Here is a 13,043-nt window from a genome sequence, read left to right on the forward strand (position 1 = left end):
ATGCTGGAGGCCACACCGCTCACCGAGGACTGGATCCTGAAGCATGAGGGGGCCGAGCTCGCGGCTTCCGTGCCGGGGTGTGTGCACACCGATCTGCTGGCGGCGGGGGTGATCCCGGACCCCTTTCTCGCACAGGGCGAGAGTGAGGTCGCGTGGGTGGGACGCCGGGAGTGGACCTACGAGACCGACCTCGCGGCGACGAACGGGCACGAGCAGACCGACCTGGTCTTCGACGGCCTCGACACCGTCGCCGAGGTTCTGCTCGACGGCCGGCTCCTCGGACGGACCCGGAACATGCACCGCTCGTACCGCTTCGACGTGACCGGCCTCGGCGGGCGGCTGTCGGTGCGGTTCGTGTCCGCGTACGCGGAGGCGGAGGCCGTGCGCGGGAAGCTGGGCGAGCGGCCCGCCGCCTATGCCGAGCCCTACCAGTACATCCGCAAGATGGCCTGCTCCTTCGGCTGGGACTGGGGGCCGACCCTGGTGACCGCCGGGATCTGGCGGCCGGTGCGGCTGGAGCGGTGGTCGACTGCCAGGATCGCGCGGGTGCGCCCACTGGTGACCGTCGAGGACGGTCTGGGGCGGGTCGAGTTACGGGTGGACGTGGAGAGGTCCCGGGTCGAGGCGGAGCTCGCGGTGGAGGCGACGGTCGGCGGCGTGCGGGCGCGCGCGGAGATCGACGGGACGACCGGGACCGTACGCCTCGAGGTGCCTGACGTACGGCTGTGGTGGCCGCGTGGATACGGCGAACAGCCGTTGTACAACGTCGAGTTGACGCTTCTGCACGAGGACGGCCCGCTGGACGTGTGGCGGCGCCGGATCGGTTTCCGGACCGTCGAGCTGGACCGCCGGCCCGACGCGCACGGCACCGGGTTCACCTTCGTCGTCAACGGTGAGCGGCTGTTCGCGCGGGGCGCGAACTGGATCCCGGACGACGTGTTCCCGTCCCGGATCGGCAGGGACCGCTACCGGGAGCGACTGCGGCAGGCGGCCGACGCCGGTGTGGACCTGGTGCGCGTGTGGGGTGGCGGGATCTACGAGAGCGAGGACTTCTACGACGCCTGCGACGAACTCGGGCTGCTGGTCTGGCAGGACTTCCCGTTCGCGTGCGCGGCCTACCCGGAGGAGCAGCCGCTGCGCGGCGAGGTGGAGGCGGAGGCCCGCGAGAACGTCGTACGGCTGATGCCGCATCCCTCGCTGGTGCTGTGGAACGGCAACAACGAGAACCTGTGGGGGTTCAGGGACTGGGGGTGGGAGGAGCGGCTGGCCGGGGACTCCTGGGGCGAGGGGTACTACCTGGGCGTACTGCCGCGGGTGGTGGCCGAGTTGGATCCGACGCGGCCGTACGCGGCGGGGAGTCCGTGGTCCGGGTCCTGGGAACACCACCCGAACGATCCGGCGCACGGCACGCACCACTCCTGGGATGTGTGGAACCGGGAGGACTACGCGGACTACCGCGCGAACGTGCCTCGTTTCGTGGCCGAGTTCGGCTGGCAGGCGCCGCCCGCGTACGCCACGCTGCGACGCGCGCTGCCGGGTGAGGAGCTCGCCCCCGGCTCCCCCGGGATGCTGCACCACCAGAAGGCCGACGACGGCAACGGCAAGCTGGAGCGCGGGCTGGCCCGTCATTTCGCCCTGCCCAAGGGGGACTTCGACCGCTGGCACTACCTCACGCAGATCAACCAGGCCCGTGCGGTCGCCGCCGGGATCGAGCACTGGCGGGCGCACTGGCCGGTGTGTGCGGGCACGGTGGTCTGGCAGCTCAACGACTGCTGGCCGGTGACGTCATGGGCGGCGATCGACGGGGACGGCCGTGAGAAGCCGCTCTACCACGAGCTGCGGCGGCTGTACGCGGACCGGCTGCTCACCCTTCGGGTGCGGGAGCGGGGGCTGGCTGCGGCCGCCGTGAACCAGTCGGCGCGGGTGTGGTCCGGCACGCTGGCCCTGCGGCGGATGTCCGTCGAGGGGCTGGTGATCGGCACGGCGAGCGTGAGCTTCACGGCCGGGGCGCGTTCGGTGGCCGACTTCGGGGTGCCGAGGGAGCTCGTGCCCGTGGGTCCGAAGGAGTTCCTGGTCGCGGACACGGCTGGACTGCGCGCCCTGCACTTCCCGGCCGCGGACCGCGATATCCCGTATCCCCGGCCGGAGTTCGAGGTCGCGCTGGTACCGGGCGGGATCGAGGTGACGGCGCGCACCCTGGTGCGGGATCTGCTGCTCCAGGCCGACCGGCTGGATCCGGCGGCGCGGGCCGACCGGGGGCGCCTCACGCTGCTGCCCGGGGAACGGGTGACCATCGGTGTGCGGGGCTGGAAGACTCGGGACGATCAGGACGCCGCCGCCGCCCGCGAAGCCCTGTACTGCATGGAGCCCCACCGATGACAGCCCAGCCGGCCTCTCGCGTCACCATCAAGGACGTCGCCGCGCGCGCCGGCGTGTCCAAGGGGGCCGTGTCCCTCGCCTTCAACCACAAGCCGGGCTTGTCGGAGTCGACCCGGGACCGGATCTTCGAGGCGGCGCGGGAACTGGGCTGGGCGCCGAGCCCGACCGCCCGGACGCTGGCCGGGTCGCGGGTGGACGTGGTGGGGCTGGCGATCTGCCGGCCCGCCCGGCTGCTCGGCCTGGAGCCCTTCTACATGGACTTCGTCTCGGGGGTGGAGAGCGTCCTGATCGAGCGTTCCTGCTCGTTGCTGCTGCGGCTGGTGCGCAGCGTGGAGGAGGAGGTCGGGCTCCAGGAGACCTGGTGGCGGGGGCGGCAGATCGGCGGGTCCATCCTCGTCGACTTCCGCGCGGACGATCCACGGGTGGCCGCGGTCGAGCGGCTCGGGATGCCGGCGGTCGCCGTCGGGCACCCCTCGCTGACCGGTGGCCTCACCTCCGTGTGGACCGAGGACGCCACCGCCGTGACGGAGGCGGTGCGCTATCTCGCCGCGCTCGGGCACCGGCGGATCGCCCGGGTCGGGGGCGCGCCTGCCCTCGGGCACACCTCCATGCGTACCGCCGCCTTCGACGAGGCGGCCCGCGCGCTGGCGCTGGCCGGGGCGCGGCAGGTGGCCACGGACTACTCCGGGGAGGCGGGGGCGCGGGCGACACGGTCGCTGCTGACGGCGGCGCCCCCGGACCGGCCGACCGCCATCGTGTACGACAACGACATCATGGCCGTGGCGGGGCTCTCGGTGGCCGCCGAGATGGGGCTGAGCGTGCCGGACGACGTCTCCCTGCTCGCCTGGGACGACTCCCAGCTGTGCCGGCTCACGCATCCGACGCTCTCCGCGATGAGCCATGACGTGCACGGCTTCGGGGCGGAAGCGGCCCGGACGCTGTTCGGGGTGATCACGGGAGAGGGCCCGGGGTCCCATCCCGTGCCCACTCCGGTACTGACTCCGCGGGGCTCGACGGCTCCTCCGAAGGTGTGACCTTCGCCGCTTGGGGCGGGGGGACTGTGCAGCTACGTTACCCATAAGTAGCATGGGTACTGAGCGCGCGCTCAGCGCATCGCAGCAGTGCAGATCCCGCACCCTGGAGGAGAGCCATCGTGCCTCGTACCGTCAAGGACGTCGTCTTCGTCGACGGCGTCCGCACCCCGTTCGGCAAGGCGGGCCCGAAGGGCATCTACCACGAGACCCGGGCCGACGACCTCGTCGTGAAGGCGATCCGGGAGCTGCTGCGCCGCAACCCCGGTCTCGACCCGAAGAAGATCGACGAGGTCGCCATCGCCGCGACCACACAGATCGGCGACCAGGGCCTGACGCTGGGCCGCACGGCCGGCATCCTCGCCGGTCTCCCCCAGTCGGTCCCCGGCTACTCGATCGACCGCATGTGCGCCGGTGCGCTCACGGCCGTCACCAGCACCGCGGGCTCCATCGCCTTCGGCGCCTACGACGCCGTCATCGCCGGTGGTGTCGAGCACATGGGCCGCCACCCCATGGGCGAGGGCGTGGACCCGAACCCGCGCTTCGTGAGCGAGAAGCTGGTCGACGAGTCCGCCCTGTTCATGGGCATGACCGCCGAGAACCTGCACGACCGCTACCCGACGATCACCAAGCAGCGCGCCGACGAGTACGCGGTGCGTTCGCAGGAGAAGGCCGCGAAGGCGTACGCCAACGGCAAGATCCAGGCGGACCTGGTGCCGATCTCGGTGCGCCGCACCAATGCCGAGGCCGGGGAGACGGGCTGGGGCCTGGTCACCGCCGACGAGCCGATGCGGCCGGGCACCACCCTGGAGAACCTCTCCGGTCTCAAGACCCCGTTCCGTGTGCACGGGCGGGTCACCGCCGGTAACGCGGCCGGTCTGAACGACGGCGCCACCGCGTCGATCATCGCGAGCGAGGACTTCGCCCGCGAGCACAACCTGCCGGTCAAGATGCGCCTGGTCTCGTACGCCTTCGTCGGTGTCGAGCCGGAGGTCATGGGCTACGGCCCGATCCCGGCCACCGAGAAGGCCCTCGCCCAGGCCGGTCTGTCGATCGAGGACATCAACCTCTTCGAGATCAACGAGGCCTTCGCGGTCCAGGTCCTGGCCTTCCTGGAGCACTACGGCATCGCCGACGACGACGCCCGCGTCAACCAGTACGGCGGCGCCATCGCGTACGGCCACCCGCTGGCCTCATCCGGCGTCCGTCTGATGACGCAGCTGGCCCGCCAGTTCGAGGAGCAGCCGGAGGTCCGTTACGGCCTCACCACCATGTGCGTCGGCTTCGGCATGGGCGCGACGGTCATCTGGGAGAACCCGCACCACAAGGACGCCGGAGGCGACAAGTGAGCACCACTGAACTCCTGAAGGGCGCGGCCGAGCTGTTCCCCGACGAGGTCGTGACCTCGGCGCACGTACGCCACCTCGACCTTCCCTCCGGCGCCGGGCGCTTCGCGCTCATCACGCTGGACAACGGCTTCGACCACACCAAGCCGACCACCTTCGGCCCGGCGTCGCTGGCGAACCTGAACACCGCCATCGACCAGGTCGAGAAGGAGGCCGCGGCCGACGAGATCGTCGGTGTCGGCATCACCGGCAAGCCGTTCATCTTCGCCGTCGGCGCCGACCTCAAGGGCGTCGAACTGCTGAAGGAGCACAAGGACGCGCTGGCCATCGGCAAGGGCGGCCACGAGGTCTTCAAGCGCCTCGCCGGCATCGCGGTGCCGACCTTCGCGTACTACAACGGCGCGGCGATGGGCGGCGGTGTCGAGGTTGGTCTGCACTGCGAGTACCGGACCGTCTCCAAGGCGCTCCCGGCGTTCTCCCTCCCCGAGGTCTTCCTCGGTCTGGTCCCCGGCTGGGGCGGCTGCACCCTGCTGCCGAACCTGATCGGCGCCGACAAGGCCGTCTCGGTGATCATCGAGAACTCGCTCAACCAGAACAAGCAGCTCAAGGGCCAGCAGGTCTTCGACCTCGGGATCGCCGACGCGATCTTCGAGGGCGCCGACTTCCTGGAGCAGTCGCTGATCTGGACCGCCCAGGTCCTCAAGGGCGACGTCACGGTCGAGCGCCCGGTGATCGACCGCGGTGAGGCCTGGGACCAGGCCGTCGCCAAGGGCCGCTTCATCGCGGACGGCAAGGTGCACGGGGCCGCTCCGGCCGCCTACCGCGCCCTCGACATCATCGCCGCCGCCAAGAACGGCGACCTCCAGCAGGGGTACGACGCCGAGGACCAGGCTCTCGCCGACCTGATCATGGGTGGCGAACTGCGGTCCGGCATCTACGCGTTCAACCTGGTGCAGAAGCGCGGCAAGCGTCCCGCCGGCGCCCCGGACAAGAACCTGGCCCGCCCGGTCACCAAGGTGGGTGTCGTCGGCGCCGGTCTGATGGCCTCGCAGCTCGCGCTGCTGTTCCTGCGTCGCCTCGAGGTGCCGGTCGTGCTGACCGACATCGACCAGGAGCGCGTCGACAAGGGTGTGGGCTACGTCCAGGCCGAGATCGACAAGCTGCTCGGCAAGGGCCGTATCAACCAGGATAAGGCCAACCGCCTCAAGGCCCTGGTCTCCGGTGTGCTGGACAAGGCCGAGGGCTTCGCGGACGCGGACTTCATCATCGAGGCCGTGTTCGAGGAGATCGGCGTCAAGCAGCAGGTGTTCGCGGAGGTCGAGGCGGTCGCCCCGGCGCACGCCATCCTCGCCACCAACACCTCCTCGCTGTCGGTCACCGAGATGGCGTCGAAGCTGAAGAACCCCGAGCGGGTCGTGGGCTTCCACTTCTTCAACCCGGTCGCGATCCTCCCGCTCCTTGAGATCGTCCGCGGCGAGCAGACCGACGACGCCTCGCTGGCCACCGCGTTCGGTGTCGCCAAGAAGCTGAAGAAGACGGCGGTTCTGGTGAAGGACGCCCCGGCGTTCGTCGTCAACCGCATCCTGACCCGCTTCATGGGCGAGATCCAGAACGTCATCGACGAGGGCACCCCGGTCGAGGTCGCCGAGAAGGCCGTCGAGCCGCTCGGTCTGCCGATGTCCCCGCTGGTGCTCCTGGAGCTGGTCGGCCCGGCGATCGGTCTGCATGTGTCCGAGACCCTCAACGGCGCCTTCCCGGACCGCTTCAAGGTCTCCCCGAACCTCGCGGCCGTCGTCAAGGCGGGCAAGCGCGGCTTCTACGTCTACGACAGCGGCAAGCCGGAGCTGGACCCGGAGGTCGCCGCGCTGCTGAAGCAGGGCGACACCGTCCTCACCGAGGAGCAGGTCCGCGAGCGTGTCCTGGACGCGGTGGCGCAGGAGATCGGGCTCATGCTCGACGAGGGCGTCGTCGCCGAGGCCCAGGACATCGACCTCTGTCTGATCACGGGTGCCGGCTGGCCCTTCCACCTGGGCGGCATCACGCCGTACCTGGACCGCGAGGGTGTCTCCGAGCGCGTGAACGGCAAGACCTTCCTGGCCCCTGGCCTGGCGAGCGTCCCGGCGTAACGCGGTACCCCTGAGGGGGGTGGGGCGCGTGGTAACGATCCATGCGTTCCACCCCCTTTGACATGCCCCGACGGATAGGATCCTCACATAATCTGACCATTGTTTACATTGCTCTGACGGTTTAGACCCACGACCGCTCAGTGCCGTGCAAAGGAGTTCTCGTGGCGTCCACCCGCCGCCGCCCACCCCGACGACGGGTCTGGCCCAAGATCAGGCTGCTCCTCCTGGTCTGTGTGGTCGCCGGGGGTGCCACGGCGCTGTATCCCGTGTGGAAGGCGGCGAACCCCGATCCGCCGGAGCTCGTCGTCCGCTACCGCACCGACACCCCGGCCACCGCCGCGGCGGCCAAGCCGTCGCTGGAGGTGTTCAACGACGCGGAGAAGCCGCTGCCGCTCACCGATCTGACGCTGCGGTACTACTTCACCGCGGACGGGGACTCCACGTACGTCTACAACTGCGTCCAGGCCGCCGTCGGCTGTTCGAACATCGCCGGGACCGTGACGAAGCTCGACGACCCCACCGAGGACGCCGACCACTACCTGGAGCTGCGGTTCACCAAGGACGCGGGCACGCTGAAGCCCGGCGCCAACAGCAAGGGCATCGACGTCCAGTTGTTCCGCGCCGACCACAAGAAGCTGACGCAGTCCAACGACCGCTCCTTCGACGCGGAGAAGACCACCTACAAGGAGTCGAAGACGGTCACCGCCTACAAGCGGGGCGTCCTCGCCTGGGGTGACGAGCCGGACGGCGGCGGCGAGAAGGGGGCGTCGGCGAAGGCGTCCGCGCCCGCCCCGGTGCCGGCCGCCCCGGACGGGGTGCTGTTCGACAACTTCCACTACGCCGGCTCCAAGGACCCCGCGCTGTTCAAGCACGGCTGGCTGGTCCGCAGCAGCAAGGGCGGGCCGGGCATCGACGACACCTGGTCGGCGGACGGCGTCACCTTCCCCGCCGAGAAGGACGCGCTGGGCGACGGTCAGGTGCTGAACCTGCGCGCCGCCACCGACGGCACGAAGTCGGGCACCTCACAGGCCAGCCTCGGCACCGCGAGGCGTGAGTTCCGCGACGGCACCTACGCCGCCCGGATCCACTTCAGCGACGACCCGGCCGAGGGCAAGAGCGGCGACCACGTCAACCAGACCTTCTACACCATCGGCGGCAGCGGAAAGACGTACAGCGAACTCGACAACGAGTACATGCCGAACGGCGGTTGGGGCCGGCTCGGTCCGAAGCTCGACACCGTGTCCTGGTACGACCACGAGCAGAACGACCGCGTCTACACCACCACCAACAAGAGCCTGGCCGGCTGGCACACCATGATGATCACGGTCGAGGACGACGTGGTCACATACCGCCTGGACGGCAAGAAGCTCTTCTCCAGCGACGGCAAGTACGCCCCGCGCGCGGGCATGTCGATCAACTTCAATCACTGGTTCGTGGACCTGCCGTTCAAGGGCGACCGCGCCTGGGACATGCAGGTCGACTGGCTGTACTACAACGCCGACGACGTGCTCTCCGCCAAGGAGGTCGACGCGGCGGTCAAGGAGTACAGCGGCAACGGCATGAACTACTTCGACACCGTTCAGGAGAAGCGTTGAGCAAGGACCATTCCCGTACCTCGGCCCGCTCACTGAGCCGGCGCGCCGCGCTGCTCATGGGCGGCACGGGAGGTGTCGCTCTGGCGGGCGGCGGCGGTGCGTGGCTGGGGACCGTGGCGGCCCAGCCCGCGGCCGCCTCGGCCGCCGAGGCGGCCATCGGAGGCCTCACCACACCTCCGGCCTACGCCCCGTCGGGGCGCCGCCCCAAGTTCCGCCGGGCCACCTGGTCCCAGCAGTTCCAGGCCTCCCACGGCTGGACTCCGGCGGGCGTGGGCACCGCGTCGGCCGAGGCGAACGACACGTCCGTCTTCGTGCGCGGTACGCAGTCGGTGCGGGTCACCACCAACGGCACCGGCAAGCAGTCGTACGTCCGCAAGACCGGTATGACGGCTCAGAACCTGACGGGCAAGATGATCAGGCTCGTCTTCCGGGTCGACGACGTGACCAACCTGTCCAAAATCGTCTTCTATCTGGGCAGCGGCTCGCTCGCGAACTACTTCTCCTGGACCCTGCACGCCCATTCGACGACATCGGCCAACTACGTGCAGTCCGGGGAGTGGGTGACCGTCCACCTGCAGTGGGCCGACGTCGCCGGCGCGGCCGGAACGTACTCGGTCTCCGCCTCGGGCACACCGTCCACCAAGACCGGTTTCACCGACATGTCGTTCGCCGTGTACGACAACGCGGGCGGGCCGGTGACCTACCGGCTGCAGGCCGTCGAGCTGATACCGGACACCGTCTCGGTCTTCCCGAAGGGCGTCGTCTCCCTCACCTTCGACGACTCCCACAAGTCGATCCATGACCTGGCCCGGCCGGTGATGGACCAGTACGGCTTCTCGGGCACGGTCTACAACATCGCCGACGCGATCGGTACGGGCAGCTTTCTGACGGTCGATCAGATGCGCTCGATGCAGGACTTCTCGGGCTGGGAGATGGCCGGGCACTCCTACGCGAACGCCACCCACACCGCCAGCTACCCCAAGCTCACCGCGGAAGCGGCGGACGAGGACTTCCGGAAGCTGCGCGAGTGGCTGGTGGGCAACGGCTTCTCCAGTGAGCATTTCGCCTACCCGCACGGGGCGTTCCAGAAGACGACCGACGGTGTTCCGGTGGACCAGATCGCGAGCCGGCACTTCACCACGGCCCGGTCGATCATCTCCGAGACGATCGAGTCCTTCGCCCCGGCCATGCCGTATCGCCTCAAGGCGCTGACGGGCGTCAACGACGGCACGGGCATCGGCGGTACGGCCCTGTCGAAGGTGACAGGGGCGGGCGGCCGGCTCGACCGCTGCGCCAACAACGGTGACTGGCTCATCCTGTGCCTCCACAAGATCGTCGAGGGCACTCCGGCGACCAGCACGGAGATCGGCAAGGCCGGCCTCGCCGAACTGATGAAGGCGATCGCGGACCGGGGCATCCCGGTGCTCACGGTCGAGGAGGCGATGGCCTCCTACACGTAGGGCACGTGAGGCCCGTGAGGGCACGTGAGGCCCGGCAACGACAAGGAGGGGCGGCCATGCGGCCGCCCCTCCTTCTGCTCGTCCGGGGCCTACCAGCCCTGGCCGTGCCCCTGGCCGTTGCCCTGCTGCCAGGACGGGTCCGGATAGCCGCCCTGTTGCTGAGGGTCGTACCCCTGCTGGTACGGGTCGTACTGTCCGCCGCCCTGCCACTGCTGCTGTCCGCCCGGTTCCGGCGTCCCCCAGGTCACGGGCTGCTGGGGGACGTGCGCGTGCTGCTCGTCGTAACCGGGCAGCGGCTGCGGCTGGGTGGGGATGGCGCCGGCCGGGCGGGGCCGGGTGCGCAGGGCCACGCCCTCCAGGCGCATCAACTGGAGCGTCTCGGTGACCTTCTTGTCCGAGTACGGGTCCTCTTCCTCGAAGATCTCCATCACGTCGGCCTCGTGGTCGCCGGCCACGGACACCTCGACGCCGCCCTGGCGGGTGCCCCAACTGCCCTTGTGGAGGGTGAAGAGGGCGTAGAAGCGCAGCGGGGTGAGCAGGGTCAGCTGGATCACGCCGTAGATCGGCGCGAGCAGGAACATGCCGAACCGCTTGATGAAGCCCATGCCGCGGCGCGGGAAGTCGAGGTACCGCACGTTGCGGAGGTACCCCATGAGCACCATGAAGACCAGGTAGTCACCGATGTGGTCGACGAACTGGGCGGGCTTCATGATGGGCAGGATGACCATCGAGTAGAACATCGCCGAGCCGAAGACCAGCCACAGGGCCAGTTCCATACAGGTCAGCCAGAAGGCGGGCCGGTACTTCTTCTGGTGGCGGAAGGCCCACAGGGACTCGCGGAAGAAGGACTTGTTCCAGCGGACCTGCTGGCGCAGGAAGTGCGGCAGCTTCTCGGGGACGGCCGTGTAGCCCACGGCGGTCTCCTGGAAGACGACCTGACCTTCCATCAGGCAGTAGTTGGTCATACGGCGGTCGTCGCCGAAGACCGCCGGCTTGCCCAGGAACTGCTGGTTGAGGAAGTCGTCGAGGTACTTGCGCACCAGCGTGCCGCGGTAGGCGGAGAGCGCGCCGCAGCAGCACAGGACCGACTTCAGGCGCGAGTACGCGGCCCGTTCGAAGAGGAAGGAGTTGCCGTAGCGCAGGTCCTGCAGGCGCGTGAAGATGTTGCTGTCGTGGTTGAGCGCCAGCACCATGCCGGTGGAGGCCATGATCTTCTCGTCGGCCAGCGGCAGCAGCAGCTCACGGACGGTGTCCCGGGACAGGACGGTGTCCGAGTCGACACAGAGGAAGATGTCCGAGTAGGGCGCCGCCTGGAACCCCAGGGCGAGGGCCTCGCGCTTGCCCTTGTTCTCGGGCTGCACGCTGACCGTGTACTTGACGCCCCTGGCCTCGAACTCGCGGCGTATCTTCTTCGCCGTCCGGATCCCGGAGTCGTTGGCGCTGGCGTCGTCGATGATGTGGATCTCGTTGGGCAGCCGGCTCTGCGCGAGGAGGCTGCGCATGCCCTGCTCGAACATCACCGGGTCCTCGTTGTAGATCGGGATGACCGCGGTGACCCAGGCGTCCTCCAGGTACTCCAGCTCCTCCCGCCCGGCCTTGGCCGGACGGTAGAAGAGGGCGCCGAACATCTTCAGGGCGAGCAGGCCCATCGCGCCCATCGAGTACAGGTGCAGGGAGCCCGCGTCCAGCCGGGTCGCGATCAGCGCGGCGAGGCCGAGGAAGACGATGTACGAGACCTTCAGGTGCCGGCGTTTGCGGTGCCCCCGCTCGCCACCGGAGTCGACGGCTCCGGCTATGTACGTGTCTTCGGAGGTCACAGCTTGACCACCCGCGGGTGGTCCGCGGACTTGCCCCGGGTGTCGAAGAGCGCCCGGGCGCGGTCGGCGAGGTCGGCGAGGTCGATCTCGCGGTGCGGCTGGAGCAGGATGGTGAGGTCGGCGGAAGCGGCCTCGGCACGGTAGTCGTCCGTCCGCTCGACGCTCTGGCCCGCGACCTTCCAGTCGTCGACGCGCGGGTCGAAGTAGACGAGTTCGGCGCCGCGCGCGAGGAGGTTCTCCGCCACCGCGAGGGCCGGGCTCTCCCGCTGGTCGGAGATGTCCGGCTTGTAGGTCACTCCGAGCAGCAGCACGCGGGAGCCGCGGACGGCCTTGCCCTGGTCGTTGAGCAGGTCGGCGGCGCGGTTGACCACGTGCACGGGCATGCGCTGGTTGATCTCCTGCGCGAGCTCCACGAACCGGAACGGGATGCCGAGCGAACGCACCTTGTACGACAGGTAGTTGGGGTCGATCGGGATGCAGTGGCCGCCGACGCCCGGGCCCGGGTAGAAGGGGGCGAAGCCGAACGGCTTGGTGGAGGCGCAGCGGATCGCGTCCCACAGGTCGACGCCGATCTCGCGGCAGAACATCGACATCTCGTTGACGAGGGCGATGTTGACGTGCCGGTAGGTGTTCTCCAGCAGCTTGGCCATCTCGGCCTCGCGGGTGCCCTTGGCCTCGACGACCCGGTTCACGAAGCGCTCGTAGAGGGCGCGGGCGGCCTTGGTGCAGTCCGCGGTGATGCCGCCGACGACCTTCGGGGTGTTCTCCAGGCCGAAGGAGGGGTTGCCCGGGTCGATGCGCTCCGGGGAGAAGGCGAGGTGGAAGTCCGTGCCGACCCGCAGGCCGCCGGCCTCCAGGCGCGGGCGGACGACCTCGTCGGTGGTGCCCGGGTACGTCGTCGACTCCAGCACCACGAGCGTGCCGGGCCTGAGGTGGGCGGCGATGTCGTCCACGGCGGCGTGCACCGCGCCGAGGTCGGGGGCACCGTGGTCGGTGAGCGGGGTCGGGACGCACACGACGACGGCGGCGGCATCGGCGATGACCTCGGCCCGGTCGACCGCCTGGAAGCCCTGGTCGAGCATCGCGCCGACCTCGGCGTCGGTGATGTCGTCCACGTGCGAACGGCCGGCGTTCAGTCCGTCGACCACGCGCCGGCTGCGGTCGAGACCGATCACCTTCAGGCCCGCGTCGGCGGCGGAACGGGCCAGCGGCAGCCCCACGTAACCGAGTCCGACAACGACAAGATCCACCGTGGAGGATCTGCTCACAACAACATTCCCAACCCCGTT

General features: G+C 69.5%; 8 protein-coding genes. 6 read left to right on the forward strand and 2 right to left on the reverse strand.

Annotated features, from left to right (window positions below; genetic code table 11):
* The 6 genes from AB0H86_RS02200 (at position 1) to AB0H86_RS02225 (ending at position 9,937) form a co-directional block, all read left to right on the forward strand.
* Positions 1–2,379 carry a glycoside hydrolase family 2 protein gene (locus tag AB0H86_RS02200; RefSeq protein WP_362431847.1) on the forward strand — a complete coding sequence of 793 codons (2,379 nt, stop codon included), beginning with the start codon at positions 1–3 and terminating at the stop codon, positions 2,377–2,379.
* Complete coding sequence (locus AB0H86_RS02205) at positions 2,376–3,413, forward strand: LacI family DNA-binding transcriptional regulator (protein WP_362431850.1); 1,038 nt, start codon at positions 2,376–2,378, stop codon at positions 3,411–3,413. The genes AB0H86_RS02200 and AB0H86_RS02205 overlap by 4 nt, the downstream gene beginning before the upstream one ends.
* A gap of 119 nt (positions 3,414–3,532) precedes the next feature.
* The gene (locus AB0H86_RS02210) at positions 3,533–4,759 is read left to right on the forward strand and encodes an acetyl-CoA C-acyltransferase (RefSeq protein WP_362431852.1); all 1,227 of its coding nucleotides are present in this window, start codon (positions 3,533–3,535) and stop codon (positions 4,757–4,759) included.
* Entirely contained in the window at positions 4,756–6,882 is a 2,127-nt protein-coding gene (locus tag AB0H86_RS02215) for a 3-hydroxyacyl-CoA dehydrogenase NAD-binding domain-containing protein (RefSeq protein ID WP_362431854.1), read from the forward strand. The genes AB0H86_RS02210 and AB0H86_RS02215 overlap by 4 nt, the downstream gene beginning before the upstream one ends.
* 161 nt (positions 6,883–7,043) lie before the next feature.
* The gene (locus AB0H86_RS02220; protein ID WP_362431857.1) at positions 7,044–8,477 is read left to right on the forward strand and encodes a cellulose binding domain-containing protein; all 1,434 of its coding nucleotides are present in this window, start codon (positions 7,044–7,046) and stop codon (positions 8,475–8,477) included.
* The gene (locus tag AB0H86_RS02225; RefSeq protein WP_362431860.1) at positions 8,474–9,937 is read left to right on the forward strand and encodes a polysaccharide deacetylase family protein; all 1,464 of its coding nucleotides are present in this window, start codon (positions 8,474–8,476) and stop codon (positions 9,935–9,937) included. The genes AB0H86_RS02220 and AB0H86_RS02225 overlap by 4 nt, the downstream gene beginning before the upstream one ends.
* Positions 9,938–10,026: 89 nt before the next feature.
* Here AB0H86_RS02225 and AB0H86_RS02230 read toward each other — a convergent pair whose 3' ends face one another.
* On the reverse strand, positions 10,027–11,754 hold the full coding sequence (locus AB0H86_RS02230) for a glycosyltransferase (RefSeq protein WP_362431863.1): 1,728 nt from the start codon (positions 11,752–11,754) through the stop codon (positions 10,027–10,029).
* Positions 11,751–13,022 carry a nucleotide sugar dehydrogenase gene (locus tag AB0H86_RS02235; RefSeq protein WP_362431865.1) on the reverse strand — a complete coding sequence of 424 codons (1,272 nt, stop codon included), beginning with the start codon at positions 13,020–13,022 and terminating at the stop codon, positions 11,751–11,753. Before AB0H86_RS02235 ends, AB0H86_RS02230 begins: the two co-directional genes overlap by 4 nt.
* Positions 13,023–13,043: the final 21 nt, after the last annotated feature.

It is taken from the genome of Streptomyces sp. NPDC050997 (assembly GCF_040660135.1).
In the GTDB taxonomy this organism is placed as follows: domain Bacteria; phylum Actinomycetota; class Actinomycetes; order Streptomycetales; family Streptomycetaceae; genus Streptomyces.